Source organism: Paenibacillus sp. DMB5 (assembly GCF_001517085.1).
Lineage (GTDB): Bacteria > Bacillota > Bacilli > Paenibacillales > Paenibacillaceae > Paenibacillus_AQ.
On record NZ_LRAC01000002.1, the window covers coordinates 54,832 to 81,531 of the forward strand.

The window sequence follows — 26,700 nt, forward strand, 5'->3', positions numbered from 1 at the left end:
TTCTTTTCTTACAATGTAAAATAAGGCCGAAAGCAGACTTTTCCTGCTCCCGGCCTTCTATTCGAATTAGTGCACCTTCTCGCGGTCCTTGCCCTTGTCGGATTCACCGGCATTTTTATTGGCGGCATCGCGGTCCTGCTGCATTTCCTCTACTGTCTTCACTTTCAGGCGTGCTGCTCCTTCGTTGTCTGTACGGGTAGGAATCAGGTTGCCTGAAGCCAGGCGTTCCTTCGCTGCGGCAATCGCCGTCTTGTACTGCGGCAGCCACTGCTCCCCGGCAACGAGCATCTCATCGACCATCTGCCAGATCTCCTTCGGATTGCAGACTGCCCCGACCAGCGGATCCATCATGAACGCCTGGCGCAGCAGCTGATCGTCACCGTGCACCGCTGCCTCAACCGCCAGACGCTGTACCGATATGCTGACATTGCAGACCGCAGCCGGACCAAGCGGCAGCTCCCCGACCAGCGGCATGGAGATGCCGTTATGATCCACATATCCCGGAGCTTCGATAATAGCATCTGCAGGCAGGTTAGCAATTACGCCATTGTTCACTACATTGAAGTGGCCCCGGTAGACCCGGCCTGTCTCAAGCCCTTCAATAATATACGAGCCGTGCTCCTCCCCGCGGTTCTCCGCCTTATACTCCAGTGCCGGGTCCTTCATCCAGTTCGGAAAATCCGTCTCAAACCAGTTACGCCCTTCCGTGCACACCCGAAGATAACCTCCTGTTTCGCCGTTAATCCAGCTGCCGAGATCAATCCAGTCCATGATTTCGCCGCTGCGCTTGCGGTACCATGGCACATATTCGCTCAAGTGGCCGTTGGATTCAGTGCTGTAGTAGCCGAAACGGCGCAGCATATCAATCCGCACCTTTTCTGTCCGGCTGAACTCCGGATGACGCTCGAACGCTTCGAGCAGACCTGCCGTGAGATCCTTGCCCTTATGCTTCGCCGAGATATACCAGGTCTGGTGGTTGATGCCGGCACAGATAATGTCCACTTCTGATTTCTCCAGCCCGTAGACCTCGGCAATCTGGTGATGACCGTGCTGCACGCCGTGGCACAAGCCAATCGTCCGGACGCCGCCGTATTTGTTGCAGGCCCAGGTCAGCATGGCCATCGGGTTGGAATAATTGAGCAGCAGCACATCCGGCGAAGCCACTTCTCGGATGTCACGGCAAATCTCCAGCATTTCTGCAATCCCGCGTTGTCCATACATAATCCCTCCGGCACACAGCGTATCGCCCACACACTGGTCAACACCATACTTCAGCGGAATATCCACATCGGTGGCAAAAGCCTCCAGTCCGCCCATCCGGATTGTACAAAATACGTACTTGGCATCCTTCAGTGCCTCTCTGCGGTCAGTGGTGGGCTTGATCCGAATCGACAGGCCGTTCTCTGTGATATCCCGCTGGCACAGCTCGGTCACCATCTGCAGATTGTGATCGTTAATATCCATAAATGATATTTCGATATTGCGGAATTCCGCTACAGTAAGCAGGTCGCGCAGCAGTCCGCGGGTAAATCCGATACTGCCTGCCCCGATAAAGGTCACTTTAAAAGACATCGTTATCATCCTCCGTTATGGGTTGTTCTACCTGTCCATTGTAGCAAGGAGACTAACGGAAGCGTAACCAATATCATGACTATTTTGCCGGTACACTGTCAACTATTCTCACTTTTCATCTGTAAACGAGCTGATTTCACTCCAGGAATAACGTTCAATGGAGTTACGATATTCGACCGGAGTGACGCCGGCATACTTTTTGAACAGCAGATGAAAATACTGCCTGCTGCTGATTCCGACATAGTCGGCAATCTCCGCCACCGGGATCTCACTCTGTCCTAGCAGCATTTTGGCCTTCTCCATCCGCAGCAGGTTGAGATAATCAGTCAGTGTCTTGCCTGTCTGCGCCTTGAAAATACGGTGCAGATACCCGGGATGTACATTGACGGCCGCTGCGACCTCCTTGACCTGAATGCTTCGGTCATAATTCTGGTGCAGGAATTCGATGGCCCGCCGTACATACAGCTGGGAGGGTTGCTGGCTGGCTATCAGCCGTTCGCAGTGCAGCCTGGAGAGCCGGAGCAGCAGCTCAGCGAACAGCAGCTGAACGAGGCTGCCTCCCTCCTTGCCATACTGGTCCAGTTCCAGCACCAGCGCTTTCAGCACATGAAAGACTTCCTCCGGATCAGACAGCACAAGGCTGATGAACGGTTTTTGCAAAAAATCAGCCAGTTCTCCTTCCTCCCTTGCCAGCCTGCTGAGTGACGGCGCAACTCCCTTGTGCTCTGCAAAGCCAAACTCGACATTCAGCATCCGGCAGGCGCTGCCCGGTTCAACGATCAGACGGTGCGGGACATTGGCATCAAGCATAATCAGCTCACTGCGCTTCAATCTGAACCGCTCCTCATGACCTGCAGCACTGCGGACATCCACCGCACAGCTTCCGGAAATGACATACATTATTTCAGTTGAGTTATGCTGATGAAATGGCATTGTATATTGATCCCACTGCTTATAATAGTAAGCAAAAAAATGAGGGCTATACTCCTTCTCCAGCAGAGACTGCTGAAACAGGCTCCCGCTTAGCTCATTCATGCTGTTCACTCCTTTCCATCTTGCATCCGGTCCTTGCCGGTATACCGCTAAACTAAGCTGTACTTTGTACAATACAATAACGTTTGGTCAGCAAACAAGCCTCTGTCTCCGTAACAGTAACGGCGACAAAGGCTTGTTCTATTAGCTGCAAGGTTTATCTGCAGCTGGTGGAGCGGATTTCGGCTCTGCTATAGTCAGCCTTCAAAAGAAACCAGTGACTGCTTCAGATTCTCCGCCAGTTCCTCCAGCTTCGCCGAAAGGGCAACCAGCTCCTCGCTGACGATGAATTGCTGCGACGACATCGAAGCCACCTCCTGGGTAGATGCGCTGGTCTGCTGCACAACCGAAGTTACGCTGGCCATCGATTCACCGAATTGGCGCTGGAATCTGCCCAGCTCGGCGACGGAGGCAGAGGATTGGCCGATCAGTTCTAAGAAAGCTTCCATTTCCGTCCGGACACTCTCAAATATAATAGAAGATTCCCGAACGGATGTAATCTGCTCCCGGAACTGCGGGCCGGCTTCGCTTACGACCTTCACTGTATTTTCAATATGGCGGCTGATCTCTTCTGTTATTGTGGAGACGGACTGGATCGATTGATTGGACTGGTTCGCCAGCCCCCTGATCTCATCGGCGATAACAATAAACCCTTTACCCGCCGCCCCTGCACGGACCGCTTCGATTGAAGCGTTCAGCGCCAGTATATTCGTCTGCTTGTTGACGGCTATCATCGGGCTCAGGATACTGCGGATCAGATGGGTGCTCTCCTGCAGCATAGCAGAGTTCTCCTGAATCAGATTCATCATCTGGACTGTGGATTCGCTCTGCTTGACCAGCGTCCGCATCAGCCCGGCTCCCTGGTCACTGACCGTCAATACCCGCTCTGCCGTACTGTCCATAATGGAATTGATTCCGGCCACCTCCTGCATCTTGGCGCCCATCAGCTCCACATTCCGGTTGCTGGCTTCAGCTTCAGCTGCCAGACTGGCTGCCCCCTGCGCAATTTCCCCGGTTGCTTCCGCAACCTCTTTTGCATGATTGGAGGTTGCGCCGGATGCTCTCACCAGCTGCTCCGAGGTTGCCAGCACTTCAGCTGCCGATCTGCTGCTCTGGCCGGCCAGAAGGGAGATCTGTTCCATCATCTTATTGAAGCTGTGGCCCAAGCGTCCAATTTCATCCTGGCCTTTGAAATTCGTCCGTACCTGCAGATTGCCCTGCTCGCCTTCTTCCATCAGCCTGGCCAGCTTGCCGAGCGGGCGGCCGATCAGGCGTACCAGAATATAACCGATCAGCAGTGCGATCAGAGCTGCTGCCAGCACTACTGCCAAGGTAATATAGAGCAGCTTATCAGCGGATTTGGTGAAATCGCTGACCGGGGCATAGCCGAGAAGAGTCCATCCTCCGGTAGCCAGCGGCTGGTAGACTACCAGCTGGGACTCGCCTTGTTCATCATTGGCTGTAAAAGACTGTTCCTGCCCGTCCAGTGGTTCAGCGGCAGCTTGTATGTATGAGGCCTGTCCAAGCAGCGCATTGTCCGCTCCATATACAATGCTGCCCTGCGGGTCTAGTATACGGATTTCTCCGGTCTGACCGATATGGAGGTTAGACAGCACATCCGTCAAGGCGCTTCCCTTAATCTCAATGAGCATATAATATTCGGCAGCCGGGTTCTGGATATTGCGCAGCAGCCGGCCCATCGTCATGGATGACTCGCTGTACATTCCGAAGAACCCTTTATCCAGTACAGGGAACCAGACCGGCTGGCCCTTACCCTCGTCGATCTTTTTTATTCTTGATTGAATATCCTCACCGTCACGGACAGCACTTACTCCGGCCGATTTGTAGGACTGCGCATCCACCAGGCTTCTGGATACAAGCCGTATGGCGATCAGCCGGTCGTCTGACCCTTTTACCGAATCAAGCTTGCGGCGTATGCGGTCCTCGGCTGCTACCTTGGCTACCGTTCCGGCCGCCGGATTATTTACCAACTCCATGTCGGCTTTCAGTGCAGAATCAACTGCAAATTGTCTTGATAGCGCTTCATATTCTGCAAACAAAAAATCCAGCTTGTCCGCTGCCTGAACGATTGATTGGGAAGAGGCTGCTGCTACTTCATCCGTAATAATGCCTTTGGCTGCATAGTATGATGTGATTCCAAGCACGGTGGACAGCAGGACAATGGTACTGAAGAGAATAACAAACAATTTGACGCCTACCGATTTTAATTGCACGTTTCGCGGCCGTTTCATCAGGCTCTCTCTCCTCATGACAGAAATAAACAGGGTACCCCCTTACTAAACTGCATAAAGGTGTACCCTGTTTTCATGGAGTACTCTAAATTTGTTATGTTTATCCTTTGCTCGCGCCGGCAGTCAGACCGTCAACCAGCAGACGCTGCAGGAAGCCGAACAGGATCATAATCGGAACAGAGATCATTACCGCGCCAGCAGCAAACAGCGTAAAGTTGGAATTCTGCTGGCTGTTGACCATATCCCACATTCCGACCGCAACGGTCCAGTTTTCCTTGGTCCGCAGAACAAGCTTGGCGAAAATGAAGTCCACCCACGGGCCGACAAACTGGGTCAGCGCCATATAGGTGATCATCGGACGGGATAACGGCAGGATAATCCGGATAAATATCCCGAAATTGCTCGCACCGTCAATCCGTGCCGCCTCATCCAGCGAACGCGGAATTGTATCCAGGAAACCTTTGGCAATCAGCGTCCCGCCCAGCGGCGCTCCTGCTGCATACACAATGATCAGAGCCAGATGCGTATCAAGCAGGTCGAATTGCTTCAGCAGCAGATAGATGGCAATCATACTCATGAAGCCCGGGAACATCCCGAGAATCAGCAGTGTTGACATCGTGGTCTTGCGGCTTTTGAACCGGAATCTCGACAGCGCATAGCTGGTTAGCAGCGTCAGCAGAACACCGATCAGCATGGAGAATACGGCAATCTTCAGTGTATTGGTGTACCAGGTGCCAAACATGTAGACATCTGAAGTAAACAGCTCTTTGTAATGAGAAAGAGTGAACTGCTCAGGGATCAGCGTCTTACTGTACAGGGATTTCCCCGGACGGAAAGAGGCCAGAAGAATCCACAGAGCCGGATACAACGCTACAACCGCCATAACAATCAGAATGATATAGCTTGCAGCCAGGCGTACGATATTCGCGAATTTGCGTCCGATCATTGGATCATATCCTCCTCTTTAAATGACTTGGTCCGGCGGTAATTGTACAGGGAGAATCCGGCCACAATGATGAAGATGATAATCCCGATTGCGGAAGCCATATTATTTTTGTTCTGGTCAGCCGTTAATTTATAGAGCCAGGTAACGAGCAAGTCGGTTGAGCCGGCATATTGATAGTTACCGTTAACTGGTGCACCGCCTGTTAGCAGGTAAATAGCGTTAAAGTTATTGATGTTGCCGGCAAACTGCATGATCAGTGTAGGTGCGGTTGAGAACAGAATCATCGGCAGTGTAATAATCCGGAATTTCTGATAATTTGTAGCACCGTCTACTTCAGCAGCTTCATACATATCACGCGGGATGGTAGTCAGAACACCCATTACCAACAGCATGGAAACCGGTATACCCACCCACATGTTAACGAGGATAACGGTGACTTTCGCCCAGAACGGGTCGGTCAGCCATGGCAGTCCGCCAAGTCCGAAATACCCCAGATACTGGTTGATCGGACCAAACTGCCCGTTGAACAGGTTGCGCATGAGCAGAAGCGAAATCATCTGCGGAACCGCATACGGAACAATCAGAATAACTCTCCAGAAGCCTTTAAAACGTATCCCCTTCTGGTTAACCAGCAGCGCCACAAGCACGCCCCCGAAGTATGTAGTAACCGTCGAGAGTACCGCCCAGACGATCGTCCACGTTAATACGCCATAGAAGGTTTGGCTCCATGTTTTCAGGAACAGCAGATTGCGGAAGGTTTCAAAGCCGACCCAGTCTACCAGCTTGGCAGGCGGAATATGGTCCGGTGCAGCAAAGTTGGTGAAGGCGAGCATGATCATAAAGATGATCGGCATGATCGTAAAGAACAATATGCCTACGCTGGGAAGAATCAGAAATGTCTGGGCAAATTTATAATCCAGAATATATCTGACGGTTTGCTTGAATGTATTGGACTCAAGACCGGCATCGCGTGCCGCTCCGATCTTATAAGCATCTCTAATGTTTATAAACCATGCACACAGAATAATGATGAAAAACAGGAGAGTAATCAGACTCTCAATCATAATGAAGATGGAGTGGTCACCTGCGACCATTTTGGCAATGCCGTTTACTTTCTCAAGACGGTTTGGAGTATCTCCCAGTGTGGTAATGCCCCAAAAAGCTCTTCCAAGGTTGTTGATGAAATAGATAAGGCCTAACGCCTCTACTGCTAAGAAGATAAGACCCTTGATGAATTGGCGGTTATATATTTGTCCCAATCCCATAAATACGGTCGACAGTATTGCGGCTCTCGTACGGTGTCGCTGCATTTCCCTTCCGTTCTCCTCTCCGCGCGGAATTCAGGAAACTGCCCGCCGGTGAAGCTTCGGCGGGCGATTCATTCCACAGTTTGCTATTGGTTGTTCACTGCTAAGCATCCAGGGTATTACTGGGCACCGTTATTAAGATCTTTAATCTGCTGAACTGCTTTGTCCATTGCTGTTTTTGGATCAGCATTGTTATCCCAGATTTCTGGAAGCGCAGCATTTACAGGAGCCCATACGTTACCCATTTCAGGAATGGAAGGCATTGGCTGCGAGCTCTTGGCCTGTTCAGCAAAGGCGGATACATAAGGGTCGCCAGTGATCTGCGGATCAGCAAGTGCTTCATTGTTAGTAGGGATGGAACCGACGAGCTTGTTCAGGGTCAGCTGTGAATCTTTGCTGGAGGCAAAGTGTGCATACAGCTTGGCTGCGTTCGGATATTGCGTATAGGCGTTAACCCCGAAAATTTTGATACCGGAGAAAGTAATCGCCTGTTTGCCGTTAATAGTTGGAACCGGAGCAACACCCAGGTCGTCGCCAAGTGCTTCTTTATAAGCTGCAAGCTCCCAAGGACCTGTGATGTCCATGGCTACGTCGCCGCTGGTGAACAGGGCGCGCTTGATGTCAGCGCTGATGTCACCGCTCTTAACCGGCAGTGCTTCTTTAATCTTGGCGAATGCAGTCAGACCTTCGATAGCACCTTCGTTGTTCAGGCCGATATCATCCTTGTCAGTGCCGTCTTTACCGAACAGGTAACCGCCGGTAGTTGCAATGAAGGTGTAGCCGTAGTACATGTTGCCGACTTCCCACATGATGCCGTATTTGTTCTGGTCTTTGTTGGTAAAGGTTTTGCTGAAGGCCAGAACGTCATCAAAGGATTTCGGAGCTTCAGGCAACAGTTTCTTATTGTAGTAGAGGGCATAAGTTTCAGCCGCTCTAGGGTATCCGTACAGTTCACCGTCATAGGAGGAACCTACGATGGAAGCTTCAGTATTCTCAGCTTTGGTCTGCTCGGCAAAAATATCATTTGGCAACAGCAGGCTCGCGCTTGCGGCTTTACCAAGGTTATCATGCGGGATCAGGATTACGTCTGCAGCCAGTCCGGAAGGTCCGTCCTGTGTCAGCTTGCCCACTTGGTCTGGCGGCGGAATCTCTTCGATTTTAACCGGGACATTGTATTTCTCGGTAAACTGCTTGGCGATTTCTTCAGCAAATTTTCTCTCTTCTTTACTTTCCCATACAACCAGCGAAGCGCCTTCTTCAGGTAATACCTCGTCAGTTACAGCCTCACCGCTGTTTGTAGCAGGTGCGTTAGTGGCTGCAGTATCTGCAGGAGCATTAGTTGCTGCTGCATTTCCCCCGTTATTGTTGTTGCCGGAGCCGCATGCTGTAATGGACGCTGCCATTGAGACCGCTGCGGTGATAACCATGAGTTTTTTCAACTTCATTCCTTTAACCCCTCCCGATTTGTATATCGCCTTTTGTGCTTGAGATGATGCTGCAGAACATGCGCAAACGATTTCAGAAGATTCAAAAAAAATGTGTGTCTCTGTCAACCATCCTTCTGAATACGCTTCAACAAGTTCTAGAAAGCGCTTCATTCATAAATTCATAATACAACAGTAATGTTAATTGTTAAAACGTTTGCACAGTGTATATTTGCCCATATACTCCATTTAACACGCGTCAACGGACTATTATCTTCACAGTTCACAGGATTCCTCTTATTTACTCCAAAATACACCTTTCATAACATAGAGTTTGGCCAAAATCAGTCACTCCAGCAATAAAACCTTGTGATAAAGGTGTACTTTTTATTATTTTGAGTACAGAAACGTTGTGCTACTCGTGAAAAATAGTGCAATGGTTTGAACAATAGTATTGTACGGCCATTTATTCCATGCTATAATCCAAACCATTATGAGCAGCCAGCACTGCCGGCGGCAGAGGAAGCATGCGCCCTTGTTCTTACAACAACCAAAAGGCAATGTTACTTATCAGGGACAACCTCGGACAAGCTTAGGCTGGAGTTGTGCCTTTTTGCTATGGGCAAATTTCACAAGCAATGTGTGCAACTGTGGCGCAAGTGACGGTGCCATACAGGCATAACGCCTGTTTCTTCACATATTTGGCCAGTTTTGTACGAAGGATCTCTGGAAGCGCAGCTCACAAAACTAAGCCCATGCTTTCGAATCAGTTTTGTACGAAGGATCTCTGGAAGCGCAGCTCACAAAACTAAGTCCATGCTTTCGAAGCCAGTTTTGTACGAAGAATCTCTGGAAGCGCAGCTCACAAAACTTTTAGGAGGAATTATCATGTTACTTGAAGCTGTATATCACCGCCCGCGGTTAAACTGGTCATACGCCTATGATTATGAAACCATCCATCTCCGTCTGCGTGCCAAAAAAGGTGACCTGACTGAAGTATTCGCCTGGGCCGGGGATAAATATGCATGGGACACTACTAAAGAACTGATTCCAATGAAGCTCTTCACCAGTGATGCAATGTTCGATTACTGGGAATGTGAATCCGTTCCCCTGTACCGCCGCCTTAAATACGGATTTCTGCTGCAAAAGGGACATGAACGCATCTGGATGACAGAAAGCGATTTTCAGACAGAGCGTCCGGCAAATCCCAACCGGCTGTTCGAATTTCCCTACATAAACCGCGGAGATGTCTTCACCCCGCCAGCCTGGGTTAAAGATGCTATATTTTATCAGATATTCCCTGAACGCTTTGCCAACGGCGACCCCAGCCTGAATCCTGAGAATGTGCAGCCTTGGGGCGGTACGCCTACCCCCGAAAATTTCTTCGGCGGAGACCTGCAAGGGGTTATCGATCACCTCGATCATCTGACAGAGCTGGGGATTACGGGTATTTATTTCACGCCAATCTTTGCCGGAACAACCAACCACAAATACGATACCGAAGACTATATGAAGGTCGATCCGCATTTCGGCGATGTCGAAACGCTCAAAAAACTGGTCAGCGCCTGCCACGAGCGCGGAATCCGCGTGCTGCTGGATGCCGTATTCAACCATTCGGGCAGAACTTTCGCCCCGTTCGTGGATGTGCTGGAGCACGGGGAGAACTCCCGTTATAAGGACTGGTTCCATGTCCGTGAATTCCCGCTTCAGGTCGTGGACAATATTCCGAACTATGATGCCTTCTCGTTCGAACCGCATATGCCTAAGCTTAATACGGAGAATCCTGAGGTCAAGGAATATCTGCTCAAAGTGGCAGAGTATTGGATCAAAGAGGTCGGCATCGACGGCTGGCGCCTGGATGTGGCGAACGAAGTGGATCACGGCTTCTGGCGCGAATTCCGCAAGGTTGTCAAAGCCGCTAACCCGGAAGCCTACATTCTCGGTGAAATCTGGCATGAATCTGCTCCTTGGCTGGAGGGGGACAAATTCGATGCCGTCATGAACTATCCGTTCACGGATGCTGTACTCGACTTCTTCATCAACGGCTCGCTTGACGCTGAAGCCTTTGCCAATGCGATCGGCAAGCAGCTGTCGCGTTATCCGCTGCAGGCCAGCGAGGTTGCCTTCAATCTGCTGGATAGCCATGATACCGCACGCCTCCTGACCCTGGCCGGCGGCGACAAGAAGAAATTTAAGCTGGCTGCGCTGTTCCAGTTCACCTTCATGGGCACGCCTTGCATCTATTACGGCGATGAAGTCGGCCTCGACGGCGATAACGATCCGGGCTGCCGCAAGTGCATGGAATGGGACCCTACCAAGCAGGATCATGACCTGTTTAGCTTCTACCAGAAGCTGATCTCCATCCGTACCAGCCATCCGTCCCTGCGCAGCGGGTCCTTCAAATTCCTTGAAGCCGGCCGCGGCGGAAGCAAGATCGCCTTCGAACGCAGCCTGGGCGACGAAATCATCATCGTTCTGATGAATACGGAAGAAACCGCCCAGACCTTCCGGCTGGGCGTTGAGGAGCGCAGCTGGGAGAACCTGTTCACCGGTGACTCCCTGCGCGCAGAACGCGGTACGCTGTCTGTTAAGCTTCCGGCTTACGGGTACACGGCGATCAAAGCGGTTTTGTAAGAATGCCGCCCTGCTACTAGGCGGATCGCTAAAGACTAGTTGGATTTTAGTCACTTAATTCTATTATTTTCCCACATTTCTGATACCTAAGTGGAAAAAACGCCATCTAATCCAGTAGAAACCCGCCTTCGGGAGCTAATTCTGCAAAATTAAGTGGCGTTTTTCCACCTAAAATCTCAAACAAGGCAAATGTTAAAGAATTAAGCTGCGAAAATCCACTTAGTTTGATCAGCGCATACGTACAGGCATTCTCCTTACATTGTTCTGATTAAGCTGGTTTCCGAATCAAATACAAGCCAAACAGCACCCTTCAACGGTTGAAGGGTGCTGTTTTCACAATAATTTAGGCGAGAGCAGTTCAACGTTATCCCGCCCCCCGCCAATCTCATCATACCAAATCAACACAACGCAAAGGAGCGGTCTCCAGTAAATGGGGACCGCTCCTTTTTGCAAATCTAACTCTGGCTTTAAACTCTACTTAGCCAGCAATTTGTAGATAACCTGTGCGCTTTCTGCGCGGGTCATATTGGCCTTAGGCGCAAACTGGTTGGCTTCTCTGCCCTGCACCAGTCCAAGACCTGCGGCTGTATTTACATACACCGCTGCCCATGGGCTGATGCTGGCTGCATCCGCAAAGCCTGCGGAAGAAGCGCTCTGGCTTACCTTCTGCCCCTGCTTCACTTCAAGCGCACGGATGACCATAGCCGCCATTTCTTCACGGCTAATCGCCGCATTCGGTGCAAAGAGCGCAGAGCTGCGTCCGGAAACAATGCCCTGGCTGACTGCAGCGGCCACATAAGGGGCGTACCAGGCATCCGCCTGTACATCACTGAATGTGGTCTGGCCTGCTGCTTCGGTTCCCAGTGCACGGATCAGCAGTGCAGTAAATTCTGCACGGGTAACATTAGCACCCGGATTGAATGCTGATGCAGACACACCTGTTATAATCTGCTTGGCGCTCAGTGACTTCACGGCCTGTGAAGCCCAGTGCGAAGCAGGCACATCTGTAAACGACTTGTTCAGCTCAAGTGCCGCATATTTGCTGAAATGCGTTACCTGTGCTGTAATCCGCTCACCGTTAACCGCGCTGCGGACGTACTCCAGACTGTTGTTCTCACCTACATAGAACACGCCTGTGAGATCTTTATCCGCACTGCTGCTGATGGCAAAGGTTAACTCAACCGGTGCTGCAAAAGTACCTGCCGGCGTGATTGTGCCGTCCTTCTTCACTACAGACAGTGAGAAATCATAGATCTTCGAAGCAGCGCTTACTTGGGTAAAGGCGTTGCTCAGCCCGTTCACCAGAGCGCTTGCCGCACTATCCTGCAGCGCATTGGCGCTAAACCGGATTTGCGCACCCTCCGCATCAGCTCCGCTGAGTGATTTCTGGAGCTGTAGCAATACTGCATTAGGTAGGATCACACTTAATCCGCCCATCTGCAGCTCAAGAGCGTTTGTGCCCAGCGCTTCTGCAGCCTTGACAGGCAGCAGAACAGACGTTGCAGCAACCGGAATTTCAAGGCTCACTTTGCCGTCCTTGGCATTCTTCAGACTGTCTGTACTGATGGTATGGGTATTCTGTGCAGCCGGAGTAACCGGTGTACCTGTAGACGGATTGGAGCCCGGCACAGATACAAGCGCCGCTGCCAGAATAACGGTTCCGCCGTCAGCTCTGCCCGGCAGCTCAAATGCCACCTTCCGGTCAGAAGATACTGTATACGTCTTGCCGCTGTATTCATCTGTTACCTTTGCTCCTGCGGCAAACGGCACAGGGATGCTTACAGCTGCTGCCTCAGCTTTGGTATTGATTACTGTTACAACATTTTCATTGCCATACTGCTTGTTAAACGCCAGGTATCCCAGCTCATCCGAGCCTGCCAGCGTTGTGCGGGTCCCCTTGGAGTACACCTTGGAATACTTGGCACGGATATTCAGCAGCTTCTGGTAATGGTCGTGCAGCCCTTGCTCCGCAGTCAGCTGATCCCACGGCATATCGCTGCGGTTTTCGCTGAACTGTCCTTGTGCCATATCACCGGCATTGCTGCCGGAACGGCCGAGCTCTTCGCCGTAGTAGATTACCGGCTGGCCTTTTGCCGTTATTTGCAGCGCAGCAGCGATCATCAGCTTGCCTTTATCGCCGCCCACATAATCCGAAAGGAAGCCGTTTTCGTCATGGCTGCTCAGGAACTGGGCCATAGTCTTCGTATTGTCCAGCTTGGCTTCACGGTCCTGCAGATAAGCATCCACTTCGCTGATTTTGCCGTCCGTGAAGTTTTTGGCTGCGCCCTTAAATCCGAAATCAAGCAGACTGTCCATCTGACCGGACTGCAGATTGCCGCCGTCGCTGTCAATCGTACCGCCGAAATATTCGCCGACCAGCTTGAATTCAGGATCAATCGCAGTCAGCGCATTTTTAAATGCTTTCCAGGTTGTGCTCTCCACATGCTTGACTGTGTCCACACGGAAATAATCGATTGTATCCCCGCGGTCAGTCCGGGCATTGTCAAGCCAGCCGGTCTGCCAGTCAATAATCTGCTGACGCACCGCAGGATCTTCTGTTTTAAAGTCCGGCAGTCCGGCCAGCTCACCTTTAACCGGGTCGGTATCCGAAGATACGCCGTCCGTGCGGAGCATGCCGTCGAAGCGCGCTTTATCTTCAGCCGTTACTCCTTCTTCATTGTCGCTCGCTTTCAGGCCATAGCCTGCATGGTTAAGGACAACGTCGACCATAATTTTGATGCCTTTGTCATGCGCCTTCTCGATCAGTTCCTTGAAGGTGTCCATATCACCCAGATGCTCATCGAGCTGGGTGAAATCCTTGGCCCAGTAGCCGTGGTAGCCGTACTGGGTGCCGCCGAAGCCGACACCTTTGTTAAAGTCGATGTTATCGACAACCGGCGTAATCCACAGCGTATTGATGCCAAGCTCCTTAAGATAATCAAGATGATCAATCATCCCCTGGAAATCCCCGCCGTGATAGGCTTCCAGATGACTTTTATCCACATTCTCATTGTTCGCCGGGTCACCGTCAGCAAACCGGTCAGTCAGCGCAAAATAAATCCGCGCCTCATCCCAATCAAAATCAAGCTTATCTCCGCTATAGGTTCTGGCTTTGACTTCCAGTGCTGCCGAGCCTTTATGCGTATTGCCATACTCGTCAACCAGTGTAAGCGGAATGGTTTTGATTCCCGCTGCCACGGTATCTTTTACAGCAACCGTCTGCTTCATCAGCCCGGTATCAAGCTGAACTTTAGCCGGTCCGCCAAGCGCGGTCAGATCCATATAGCCGTCTTTATAGGAGACTTCCTCTGCTGAAGCCGCGGTAATGGTAATGACCGCATTTTCATTTGAGCTCACCGCTTGCGGCGCTGCTGCTGCAGTAATTTTAACCTCCGGCTTGTGGTAAGTTACTGAGGATTCTCCGCCGACTGTATTTTTTGGATCAGCCAGCTCCTCGGTTACTCCGTCCTTTGTGACCAGGAAGGTGTATTTGTACGTGCCTGCCTCGGCACCTGTCAGCTCATAGCTGAACCATTCATTCACCGCGTCGTAAGTCATCGGATATTCGGAACCATTTACTTTTACAGCTACGGCCTCAATATCCTGCTGATTGCCGCTGCGGAACAGCGCATCATCACGGTACATGAAGGTGATTGTTCCGTCCTTCATCACCGGACCGCTGATAAACGGCTTGATATCCAGCTCCTTCACCATGCTGGTGACAATGACCTTGGTATAGCTCTCGCCTGCGGTCAGCGGAATAACCCGGTCATCCGGATAATCCTGCTTGCCGGTATTCCAGTCGGTGCCCTTGCGCAGGACAAAACCTACGCTGGTCGCATTCGGAGCAACCTCAATCAGCACGCTGGCCTTCCCGTCCTTGAAGGTAGTGAAGTCAATCTGGTCGTTCTTCGCGCCTGTATTCCAGACCCAGATATTCCAGTCGGTATAATCCTTGTCTTCGCGCACATAGGTAAATTCTACATAACGTTTGGTATCTACAGCCTCTGTGACTACCTTAACCGTTATAACAGAGGACTTTCCGCCGTAAGTCACCGTAATATGTGCCGTTCCGGCTTTAACCCCGGTCACAACACCCTGTGCCGACACGCTCGCTACTTCAGGTTTGTCAGAAGTATAGACGGCAGTTTTGGTAATATTACGTTTGCTTCCGTCGTCATATTTGGCATAGGCAGCTGTCTGATGACTTGTGCCCACCTGCAGCGAATATGCTGCACTGTCCGTCTCTACTGAAGCAAAGACCGCTGCCGCTGCATCCATACGGATGATTACCGCAGTAAGCGGCTGGAGCTGAATCGATGTGCCAGTAAGAGTGAACCCGCTCTGCTCTCCGGCTGGAATGGCTGTCACTCCTGCCTGATCATCATCGGCAAGCACCGCACCTTTGGTCAGATCCTCAGACAAGCTAAGGGTTCTGGCTTCATCATCAGCATTAACGAACACATAATAGATGCCTGTGCCGTCTGTTGCTTTATTTTTGTAGCCGATTACGAGATCGGTTGCCTTCATTTCCGGCGCCTGGATCAGCGTAACATTGGAATCCACCAGGCTCTTGTCGCCCAAACGGAAGGCATCCGAGGACTTTCTGAGCTGGATAAGACCCGCAGTGTAATCCTTGGTCGTGTTCTGTACCGGATATTTCACGGCATCAGTCGCTTTGGACCAGTCAAACATGTTGACTGCATCCGAGGAATCATAAGAGTCATGGATAAAATAGCCGAAGGACTGGCCGTTTGCATCCTTCATCTCGGTGTATTTCTGTTCAGGAATACCTGTACCCAGCCATTGCTTGGTACGCCCGTATTCCTGGCCGGCCTGCATAAAGGCCGTTCCCTGTGAAGTAAGCTCCAGTGTATTTCCCAGCCTGATCCGCTGCTGAATTTCCAGCTCATTAGCCGGAATAGCCGGATCTTTCTTGATGGACTGGGCAATGACATCATGCAGGGTCAGATTATCATGCGCCTCGATATAAGGCACCACATCACCCGGATCATCCGCGGGAATATTGGACGGCTGGGCCTTGATATTATTCAGGATGGTCGCAATGGAGCGCGCTCCGCCTGTAATAAATCTCGCTCACCTTCCGATCCGAAGCCTGATTTCAGCTCGTTGCGGAACTCATCGGAGAAGACGCCGACGCTGTCCGTTTTGTCCATCCATTGCTGGTCAGCACCCTGTCCGGCAAGTGACGGATCGGAAGCCGCGCCGCCGAACGTAACCCAGCCTTCGCCGATAAACAGCGCCTGCGGATTGATCGCCTGGGCTGCATCATAAGCCGCCTGCACCGCATCCTGTGTAGCATCACCCATCATATCCCAGCGCATGCCGTCGATTTTGTACTCGCTGAACCAGTATTTAACGGAATCAATCATCAGCTTCTCGGCCATTTTGTGATTGGTGGCCAGGTTGTTGCCGAAGCCTCCGATAAAGTTGCCGCTCGCATCCTGGAACGCATAATAATTTGGCACGATGTCATCCAGGAAATCTTTTTTCGCCATGTGAGTGTATACAACGTCCAGAATAACACCCATTCCGGCTTCGTGAACCGCATTGATCAGGCCCTTCAGTTCCTTGATCCGCTCCTCGGGATCAGCAGGGTTTTCTGAATAAGCGCCGTCCGGGGAGAAGTAGCTGTGCGGATCATAACCCCAGTTGTACTCGTTGTTTTGTGCGGAATAGCCCGTTTCTCTTTCGCCCATCCCTGTTTCATCCCCGTAATACCAGGCCATTACCGGAAGAAGCTGAATGTGGGTTACACCCATTGATTTGATGTAATCGAGCTTTTTGGCAAAAGCATCGTAAGAGCCCCATCGTTCGCCGCCCAGACTGCTCTCAATAGAGACATCGGAGGTAAAGTCGCGGATGTGGACTTCGTAGATAACGGCATCCTCGCGTTTTTCATAGCCCTCGATATCAGCCGGATGAACCTCCGCAGGATTCGTTTTGCTCAAATCTACGATTGCCGCTTTGCCGACAGTATCCCCGTCCGGACCGGCTGCACCGGTAGAATCGACAGTAAATACGGCCATTGATTTGGCGTAAGGATCAAGCACAGGCTTCGTAACACCATGATTGGTCACTTCATACTGATAGTAGTAGCCGCGGACATCCTTTTCCCCGCTCACTCCGGTTATATCAGCCGGTGTAAGTTGAGTGGACCATACGCCCTGTTCGCCTCTGGTCAGGCTTACATGTCCGACTTGCTTGGAAGCGTCCGTTTTGCTGTATACATTGACTGTAACCGAGCTGGCCACAGGTGCCCACAGCTTCAGCGTTGCCGATTTGTCTGCGGCGTGATAGGTTGCACCCAGGTCATCGCCAGTGTAGTTGTACATTTCATCAAGCATTCTCCAGCCGCTGGACGCAGAGACCGTTTTTCCGGAATAAGTAACACTCAGCGGTGTCTTTTCCAGGTCAAAAGCAGCCGTGTCCACTTCAACAGACGCTGTGCCGGTAATTCTCACGGCTGATACATCAACGGCAGCACCATCTTTGTCTTTTACAGTGATCGCACTTTTCAGCGTCGCTGCATCAAGTCCGTCAGTAAGTGTAAATCCGAGCAGCAGCTTGCTGCTGGAGAGCACTTCAGCCGATACCAGACCTATAGGCTGTTCGCCGAACGGGGAGACATAAACAGTATTGTCGCCTTCTTTGATCCACAGCTGATTGTAGCGGTCAAGCAGGCTGAATGCTTTATCTCCGCCGTCCTTTGCTTCATTCGATGGGTTAACGACAAGGAAGCCAAGCTTTCTTGCATTCTCTTTTAGCGGAATATCCACATAAGCACCGAAACGGTCTGTATTCTCGGCCGGGAACATAACAGCATCCGTCGGCCACTTAGAAGGAGCCTGTGCTACGTCCTCCCAGGTCCATAAACCGAAATCACTCTGCTTGTGATCCGCACGGATGTAATGAATCCGGACAGTATTGGCAGGCAGTGTAACCGGTTCGTACGGCGTCACCTCATTGCTGCCCTGCTTAATCCAGATTTCATTGGTCTGCGGAGTATTGATCAGGAAGGTTTTATCCCCGCTGTCCTTAGTCTCATTGGTGCGGTTAACGACGAGGAAGGAGATTTTTTTGGCGCCTGCTTTTAACGGAATATCTACGAAAGCTCCGTAGGAGTCCAGCTGTCCTTCAGGAAAAGCAGTTGCCCCGGATGGCCAGCCGGACGAGGCGGCAGCTACATCATCCCACAGCCACAGGCCCTGATCGGCATAATCGCCAGCCGTACGGTTGTAATGAATCCGCATACTTCCTTCCGGAACAGGCGTTACAGTACCCGGATTCACCGGAGCTGTAAACTTGGCGCTCACATCATGCGTCAGCGCACTGTAACGGAACGTAACCGGCAGATCCGCCGGCAGATCAAGGTTCTGCTCAGCTGCAGGATAATATTTATCCCCTTCTGCAGAGGCTCCCGGTACAAAAATCTGATAATCATAATCGCCCTTAGGCAGATTTGCCGTATGCTCGTAAACGCTGTCAAAATTAGTGTCTGTCAGTAAGGCGCGGGCATCGGCCGCAGAATGGTCCTTTGCATCACCCAGCTCAGTCTGCAGAGAGCCCGTAAGTCTGGCAGTTTATCCTGGGCAAGCGGTGTGTAATACGTGGAGTCTGCAATTTTCTTGGTAATATCGTTGTAGTAAAAGGTCACTGCCGTCTCGGCTGCGAGCGTAAGCACAATATTGCCGTCTTTGTTTACGCCCTGGGGATTGGTATAGCTGCTGTGTCCATAGCTTTCATCCCATGTGCCGTTTAGCGCAACCTTATATTCATAAGTGCCCGCCGGCAGTGTTCCTGTGAACATATAAGTGCCGTTGTTCATATACGTCATTTCAGTGACTGTCGTATCCGGATTCCAGTCCCCGGTCTGTTTAGTTTCCGTAGACAGCTCCGACTGAAGGCTGCCGACCAGAACCGCTCTGGCTGCCGCCGCCTGTACCGTAGATGCCGGAAAACTAAAATAGGAGCACACCAGAACGACAATCATACTGATGGCGAACATTTTTTTGCTCCATGAAGCCAGTTTCATTCCAAAAAGCCCCCCTAAATGTGAGATTTGCTCCGCAATCTGCGGAAATACATCATGCCGTGAATGGGTTCACTTTCCGCCGCGGCTGCTTAGACCGTCTTAAGCCTATTCCCTCCTTTTCATAATGAATGTAATGCTCCTTCCAAATTCACGAACATTAGCGCAAACGTTTGCAAAAGAAAGCAAAGGAAGCTGCGGCCATCAACAAACAGACTTTCGGGTTACTCCTGCATGACAAATACACTTGTAAGCGCTTTTAAGTTCTGTTTACCATATTAATCCTCGTTTTAAAGCGTTGTCAACTGTAATTCTTTATTTTTCAAGAACAATAATACAGGAAGCTCACTGAAAATATTTTCATCCAGTTGCACATAATTGCACAAACCTCCCGGCAAAAAACCAACAAAGAAACCGGTTTTCTCAATGAAAATCGTTTGCACACTTCTATATCCCGCATTTGACGCTAAGATCGCCAATTACGCTGCAGAAAGCCTCTGACTGCCTCAGTTTGTCTGATCCCGCTGTAAAAACATGCAAAATCGGGCCGCGAATCGTGGATATTATTCCAAAAAGGCAGCAAAACGGCCTGTTGCAAGACTTTCTCTATTTACAATTATCAGCACTTCGATTAATATTACTGTGTAAAGCAAACGGTTCCATGAAGGAGGTTTCTATGACAGTTACCATCAAGGATGTGGCTAAGAAAGCGGGAGTTTCTCCCTCCACGGTATCCCGGGTGTTGTCAGGCCATCCCAGAATCAGCCTAGAAACTTCCCGTAAAGTGAAAACGATCATGGAGGAAATGGGCTATACTCCGAACATGATGGCAAAGAGCCTGGTTTCGAAAACAACCAACAGCATTTGCATCATCCTGCCGAAGCCGGCCGAGGAGCTTTTCTCCAATCTGTTCTTTATGGAATTGATCCGGGGGATTGTCACCCAGTCAAGCCGTTCCGGCTATGATGTGCTAATAAGCTCCGGAGCCAACGAGAAGGAAGAGCTTGAAGCTGTTTCCCGCCTGCTCAAGGGACGCCGTGTTGACGGCGTTATTCTGCTGTACTCACGCAAGGATGATGCGGTTATTGATTTTCTCGAATCCGGCGGATATCCGTTCGTCCTTGTTGGACGAAGCGACCGCTATGAGGATATATTATCCGTGGATAACGACAATGTCATGGCAGCCTTTGACGCCACGAATCATCTGATTTCAATGGGTCATGAGCGTATCGGCTTTGTCAGCGGACCGCCCAATCTGATCGTTTCGCGCGACCGTCTTGAAGGATACCGCAAGGCTATGCAGAACAGCAGCCTTGAAATGCGGCCCGAATGGATTGTGGAGGGCGAGTTTCTGCAGGACAGCGGCTACCGGGCGATGTCATTCTTTATGAATCTCCCGAACCGGCCGACCGCACTGGTTGCAGTCGATGACATGGTCTCTTTCGGTGTACTGCGCGGATTGAACGAGCTGAAATACAAGGTGCCTGAAGATCTGGCGATTGTCAGCTTCAACAACATCCCGCTTTCGGAATTGTCCAGCCCGCCGATCAGCAGTATTGATATCGGTATTTATCATCTCGGATATACTGCTTCCCAGGTGCTTATCCAGACCATCCAGAAGCCGGACAATGATCAGGGATATACGAACCGTTTCGTCATTCCTCACCGTCTGATCGTGAGAGAGTCATCCATGTATGCTCCAGGCAAGAAATGACCCGGATTCAAAAATAAATGAAGCAGTCCGATGCTTCATTTATTTTTTCGAATATTGTACAAACGTTTGCGCTAAATTTCGGCTACAGCTCTTCAAAACCGGAACCCTCTTGCCGAAGCTATTTCTATAACACAGAAACGGATGCAAGCAAGCGCTAACAAAACATAGCAGGTGCTTCCAAGCGGGTTTGTACGAAAAAAGTATTTCAGGAAGCACTGCTCACAAAACTTAGCTAATGCTTCCGAAGCGAGTTTTGTACGAAGTAATCTCAGGAAGCACAGCTCACAAAACTTAGTTAATGCTTCCGAAGCGAGTTTTGTACGAAGTAATCTCAGGAAGCACAGCTCACAAAACTTAGCTAATGCTTCCGAAGCGAGTTTTGTACGAAGGATTTCAGGAAGCACAGCTCACAAAACTTTTAGGAGGTTCAACATGTCAGAAATCAAAGCCTGCCTGTTCGATTTGGACGGCGTTCTCGTCGACACCGCCAAATATCATTTTATTGCCTGGAGAGAGCTTGCGGAGCAGCTCGGCTTCGTATTCACGGAACAGGACAACGAGCGGCTCAAGGGTGTCAGCCGGGCCGCATCACTTGACATTCTGCTGGAGATCGGCGGACTCACGTTCAGTGAAGAAGACAAAGCGCGCTTTGCCGAGCAGAAGAACAACCGCTATGTCGAATACATCTCTAAGATGGACAGCTCCGAGATTCTGCCGGGCGCCCTCTCCTTCCTGCAGGAATGCCGTGAGGCTGGAATCAAGGTTGCCCTGGGGTCTGCCAGCAAAAATGCAATGGCTATTCTGAACAATACCGGCCTAACCCCTTACTTCGATGCCATCATAGACGGGACTCACACCAGCGCCGCCAAGCCGGACCCTGAAGTATTCCTGCTGGGCGCACAGGCGGTAGGCATTGCCCCTGAGCATTGCGTCGTATTCGAGGATGCCGAAGCCGGAATCCTGGCTGCAACCCGCGCCGGCATGCGCAGCATCGGCATCGGCTCACCGGAAACCCTGTTCGAGGCTGATTTCGTCGTTCCTTCTCTGGCCCAGGTTAGTGTCTCCAAGCTGGGAGAATGGTTTACAGCGGTTTGATGAATATTAACCGGTAATTGTGAAATGCGTTTACTGCCCTACTACTCTTATAAAAGAACTATCTGTGAGAGATCTGAGGACACGTGATTAGCGGAGAATGCAAAAGGAATGAGCAGAAGCATCAGCGTTCGCTCTTGTCCCCGGATGCTTACCAGCTATATAAAGTGAACTTACATTTTTAACATAAAGGGACAAGCGGCGGAAGAGAAGTTTGGAACTGTAGGAGCGTTAGCGTCCGCCTGAAAGCTTTTCGCAGAAAAGCTCGCTACGGAAGCATAAGCTTGTCTTCAGATTTCTACCGCTAGAAGCGGTTAAAATCACGAAATCTGAAGACAACAGCGGCCGGAAGTCCAAACATTCTCTGCAGCCGCGGCCAGCCCAGGTGAAAAACCATAAGTTCAGTTTAGATAGCCAGAGCTGAGCACCCCGGGACAATAGCGATCCCAGTATTCCGTTGCTTTCGGAGCGGTTCCCCACGTGACCGTAATGTCGAACCAATAGTTCCATTTATATCATCCCTCATTTAAAAGGAGCCAAAAAACAATGAAACAATATCTGAAAATTGATGAATGGTCCATCATTGAAGAATCCTTTGATCCGCACACCCAGGAAATTTCCGAGAGTATCTTCAGCATCGGTAACGGGTATATGGGCGGCAGAGCCAACTTTGAAGAACAATACAGCGGCCACAGCCTGCAGGGCAGCTACATGGCAGGCGTCTACTATCCGGATAAAACCCGGGTCGGCTGGTGGAAAAACGGCTATCCGGAGTATTTTGCCAAGGTACTGAACAGCACCAACTGGATCGGTATCAACATTGATATCGACGGTACGCCGCTCGATCTGGCAACCAGCACTGTGACCCAGTTCCGCCGTGTACTTAATATGAAGGAAGGGACACTGTTCCGCAGCTTTACTGCTGAGCTGGAAGACGGCAAGCAGGTACAGGTGGAGAGCATCCGCATCGTCAGCATGGCCCGTCATGAGATCGGCGCGATCCGTTATGCGGTTACTCCACTGAATTTCGCCGGAACGCTCACTGTTACTCCTTACCTTGACGGAGACATCAAGAACAAGGACTCCAACTATGACGAGAAATTCTGGAATGAAGTAGAGAAGAAAAGCGGTACTGAAGGCGGCTATTTGACGCTCAAAACGAAAAAGCTCGATTTCCATGTGACTTCGGCCTTCGCTTTTGACATTGTGGTTAACGGTGAAAAGGTTACTGCAGAAGCTGAAGCGCTTGAGCAGGAGAAATATGTGGGCAGCAAAGTGGCACTTTCTGTGCAGTCCGGCGACCAGGTGGTTATTTATAAGTATGCCGCCAATGTAACCTCCCGCAATTACGGCCTGGGCCAGCTTGTTGAAGCCGCCCACAGCGCATTGAATGGTGCCCGCGAAGCCGGCTTTGTTACCCTGCTGAACGAGCAGGCCGCTGCCTGGGGCGACAAATGGAAGGAAAGCGACATTATTATTGAAGGAGACGTATCGGCACAGCAGGCGATCCGCTTCAATATTTTCCAGCTGAATCAGACCTATACCGGAGAGGATGACCGTCTGAACATCGGGCCTAAAGGCTTTACGGGTGAAAAATACGGCGGCAGCACCTACTGGGACACTGAAGCTTATTGCGTGCCGTTCTACCTGAGTACTGCGGATTCCAGCATTTCACGCAACCTGCTGATCTACCGCTACAAGCATCTGGAGAAGGCTAAGGAAAACGCGCGTAAGCTCGGCTTCAAAAAAGGTGCACTCTACCCGATGGTGACCATGAACGGTGAGGAATGCCACAACGAGTGGGAAATTACCTTTGAAGAGATCCACCGCAACGGCGCAATCGCCCATGCTATCTACAACTATGTGAACTACACCGGCGACAAGGCTTACCTGGGCCAATACGGGCTTGAGGTGCTGGTGGAAATCTCCCGCTTCTGGGAGGAACGCGTGCATTATGTGCCGCGCAAGGATCAGTATGTCATGCTGGGCGTTACCGGCCCGAATGAATACGAGAACAATGTCAACAACAACTGGTACACAAACCGGATTGCTTCCTGGACGATGGAATATACGCTCGAAGCACTGAAATATCTGCAGGAGAACGAAGCTGCCCGTTACGCAGAGCTGGCTGATAAGCTGGAGCTCCAGGACAGTGAGACTTCCAAGTGGAATGAAATCATCAGCAAAATGTACTATCCATCTGATGAGGAGCTCGGCATCTTCCTGCAGCAGGACGGTTTCCTCGACAAAGAGATCATTCCGGTGAAGGAAGTGGCTCCGGAGAATCTGCCGCTCAACCAAAAATGGTCCTGGGACCGCATTCTGCGCTCCTGCTACATCAAGCAGGCCGATGTCCTGCAAGGGCTGTACTTCCTGGGCGACCGCTATGATCTGGATACGAAAAAACGGAACTTCGACTTCTACGAGCCGATCACCGTTCATGAGTCCTCCCTGTCCCCTTGCATCCATGCCATTCTGGCCTGCGAGCTGGGCTACAAGGAAAAAGCCTATGAAATGTACCTGCGTACGTCCCGGCTGGATCTCGACAACTACAACAACGATACGGAAGACGGCTGCCACACTACAAGTATGGCGGGCACCTGGATGTCGGTTGTCCACGGCTTCGGCGGACTGCGCGTTCAGGCAGACCGGCTGATTCTGAACCCGTCCAATCCGGGTCACTGGACCTCGTATTCGTTCAAAATCATGTTCCGCGGCTCACGGCTCAAGGTTAACGTTACCGATGCACAGGTTACAGTAACCAATGAGACCGATGTACCGGCGGCACTCACGATTCATGGCAAAGAGTATACTGTGAACGGGCTCGGCAGCGTTACGGCTGAAGGTTCCTCGGTAACGGCATAGTTTTTGTCGGCCCCGGGGGATCCTGTCCCCCGGGGCTTTTTATGCGGGTACACAAATAAGCACATAGAAGGAGTCGTTAACATGAACAGAGCCTTTTGGAAAGAAGCGGTAGTCTACCAGATATATCCGAGAAGCTATCAGGACAGCAACGGAGACGGCATCGGCGATCTGCGCGGGATCATATCCAGGCTGGATTACCTTAAAAAGCTTGGCGTCGATGTCGTCTGGCTGTCCCCGGTCTATAAGTCGCCGAACGATGACAACGGCTACGACATCAGCGATTATGAGGATATTATGGATGAGTTCGGCACGCTGCAGGATTGGGAAGAGCTGCTCGCCGGGCTGCATGAACGCGGCATCAAGCTGATGATGGACCTTGTCATTAACCATTCCTCGGATGAGCATGCCTGGTTCGTAGAATCCCGCTCCTCCAAAGACAACCCGTACCGTGATTATTATATCTGGCGTCCGGGCGGTCCGGATGGCGAGCTGCCTAACAACTGGAGCTCTATCTTCAGCGGTCCGGCCTGGGAGCTGGATGAAACAACAGGTGAATATTACCTGCATCTGTTCTCGCGCAAGCAGCCGGATCTCAACTGGGAGAACCCCAAGCTGCGCGAAGCGCTCTACAAGATGATGACCTTCTGGCTGGACAAGGGTGTTGACGGCCTGCGGATGGATGTCATCAACATGATCTCCAAGGTGGAAGGCTTGCCTTCAGTCAAGCGTGACGATCTGGAGCCCGGCAGGCTGGCCGGCGGCGGCGAATATTATATGAACGGCCCGAGGGTTCATGAGTATCTGCAGGAGATGAACCGTGAGGTACTCTCCAAATACGATGTTATGACCGTCGGAGAAACTCCCGGTGCCAGTGTGGAGGATGCGATTCTTTATACGGCAGAGGACCGCAAGGAGCTGCAGATGGTGTTCCAGTTTGAGCATATGGACATCGACTCCGGTCCCGGCGGCAAATGGGAGGTTACACCGTGGAGCCTCAAGGGGCTGCGCGATATTTTGCATAAATGGCAGGTTGGGCTCGCTGAGCAGGGCTGGAACAGTCTATACCTGAATAACCACGACCAGCCGCGGATGGTTTCGCGTTTTGGTCATGACGGTGAGTACCGTGTACAGTCGGCCAAAATGCTGGCTACCCTGCTGCATACGCTTAAAGGCACTCCTTACATTTATCAGGGTGAAGAAATCGGCATGACGAATGTGAAGTTCCCTGTACTTGAAGACTATAAGGATATCGAGATTCTGAATATGTACCGGGAAAAGGTTACGGAGGGCGGCGAGGATCATGATACGATTCTGAAAGCTATCCATACCAAAGGCCGGGATAATGCCCGCACTCCAATGCAGTGGGACGACTCGGCAAACGCCGGCTTTACGGAAGGCACGCCATGGCTGAAGGTCAATCCGAACTATAAGGATATTAATGTTGAGCAGGCCTTAGCCGACCCTGACTCCGTCTTTTATTACTACCAGAAGCTGATCGCTCTGCGCAAAGAGAATCTCATAATGGCTTATGGCGAATATGAGCTGCTGCTGCCGGAGGACGAATATATTTATGCCTACACCCGGGCGCTGGATAATGAAAAGTGGCTGGTGCTGCTGAACTTCAGCGATGCCCTGCAGACTGTTCAGCTTCCGGAAGAGCTTGCCGCAGTGGATGAAACAATCATCAGTAACTATCCCGGTGAGCCGGCTGCCGGGGAGCGCGACACGCTGCGTCCTTATGAAGCCAGAGTCTACCGGCTCGGGAACTGACAGCAATGCCTGCAATACGTTATACTTTGAAAAGAAACC

General features: G+C 51.1%; 11 protein-coding genes and 1 pseudogene. 5 read left to right on the top strand and 7 right to left on the bottom strand.

Annotation, left to right across the window (positions count from 1 at the left end; all coding sequences use genetic code 11):
• Positions 1 to 66: 66 nt before the first annotated feature.
• From AWJ19_RS00280 to AWJ19_RS00305, 6 genes are all read right to left on the bottom strand, one after another.
• The gene (locus tag AWJ19_RS00280) at positions 67 to 1,572 is read right to left on the bottom strand and encodes an alpha-glucosidase/alpha-galactosidase (protein WP_068720529.1); all 1,506 of its coding nucleotides are present in this window, start codon (positions 1,570 to 1,572) and stop codon (positions 67 to 69) included.
• Positions 1,573 to 1,680: 108 nt separating this feature from the next.
• A complete protein-coding gene (locus tag AWJ19_RS00285; protein WP_068720531.1) occupies positions 1,681 to 2,607 on the bottom strand; it encodes an AraC family transcriptional regulator in 927 nt (308 codons plus the stop codon).
• 194 nt (positions 2,608 to 2,801) lie between these two features.
• The gene (locus tag AWJ19_RS00290) at positions 2,802 to 4,856 is read right to left on the bottom strand and encodes a methyl-accepting chemotaxis protein (protein WP_068720533.1); all 2,055 of its coding nucleotides are present in this window, start codon (positions 4,854 to 4,856) and stop codon (positions 2,802 to 2,804) included.
• A gap of 100 nt (positions 4,857 to 4,956) precedes the next feature.
• The gene (locus AWJ19_RS00295) at positions 4,957 to 5,802 is read right to left on the bottom strand and encodes a sugar ABC transporter permease (protein WP_198536436.1); all 846 of its coding nucleotides are present in this window, start codon (positions 5,800 to 5,802) and stop codon (positions 4,957 to 4,959) included.
• Positions 5,799 to 7,112: a sugar ABC transporter permease gene (locus tag AWJ19_RS00300; RefSeq protein ID WP_068720535.1), complete on the bottom strand. Its 1,314-nt coding sequence runs from the start codon at positions 7,110 to 7,112 to the stop codon at positions 5,799 to 5,801. Before AWJ19_RS00300 ends, AWJ19_RS00295 begins: the two co-directional genes overlap by 4 nt.
• Before the next feature lie 116 nt (positions 7,113 to 7,228).
• Positions 7,229 to 8,554: a maltose ABC transporter substrate-binding protein gene (locus AWJ19_RS00305; RefSeq protein WP_068720537.1), complete on the bottom strand. Its 1,326-nt coding sequence runs from the start codon at positions 8,552 to 8,554 to the stop codon at positions 7,229 to 7,231.
• A gap of 867 nt (positions 8,555 to 9,421) precedes the next feature.
• On the opposite strand from AWJ19_RS00305, the gene AWJ19_RS00310 reads away from it, so the two are divergent.
• On the top strand, positions 9,422 to 11,167 hold the full coding sequence (locus tag AWJ19_RS00310) for an alpha-glycosidase (protein WP_068720539.1): 1,746 nt from the start codon (positions 9,422 to 9,424) through the stop codon (positions 11,165 to 11,167).
• Positions 11,168 to 11,641: 474 nt separating this feature from the next.
• On the opposite strand, the pseudogene AWJ19_RS00315 reads toward AWJ19_RS00310, so the two are convergent.
• Positions 11,642 to 19,223 (bottom strand): annotated as a pseudogene (locus tag AWJ19_RS00315) (pullulanase).
• 673 nt (positions 19,224 to 19,896) lie between these two features.
• On the opposite strand from AWJ19_RS00315, the gene AWJ19_RS00320 reads away from it, so the two are divergent.
• From AWJ19_RS00320 to AWJ19_RS00335, 4 genes are all read left to right on the top strand, one after another.
• Positions 19,897 to 20,934: a LacI family DNA-binding transcriptional regulator gene (locus AWJ19_RS00320; RefSeq protein ID WP_068720541.1), complete on the top strand. Its 1,038-nt coding sequence runs from the start codon at positions 19,897 to 19,899 to the stop codon at positions 20,932 to 20,934.
• Between the two features lie 432 nt (positions 20,935 to 21,366).
• A complete protein-coding gene (gene pgmB / locus AWJ19_RS00325; protein ID WP_068720542.1) occupies positions 21,367 to 22,029 on the top strand; it encodes a beta-phosphoglucomutase in 663 nt (220 codons plus the stop codon).
• 543 nt (positions 22,030 to 22,572) lie between these two features.
• On the top strand, positions 22,573 to 24,891 hold the full coding sequence (locus AWJ19_RS00330) for a glycoside hydrolase family 65 protein (RefSeq protein ID WP_068720545.1): 2,319 nt from the start codon (positions 22,573 to 22,575) through the stop codon (positions 24,889 to 24,891).
• An 81-nt stretch (positions 24,892 to 24,972) separates the two neighbouring features.
• The gene (locus AWJ19_RS00335) at positions 24,973 to 26,661 is read left to right on the top strand and encodes an alpha-glucosidase (RefSeq protein WP_068720546.1); all 1,689 of its coding nucleotides are present in this window, start codon (positions 24,973 to 24,975) and stop codon (positions 26,659 to 26,661) included.
• The last annotated feature ends 39 nt before the right edge of the window (positions 26,662 to 26,700 follow it).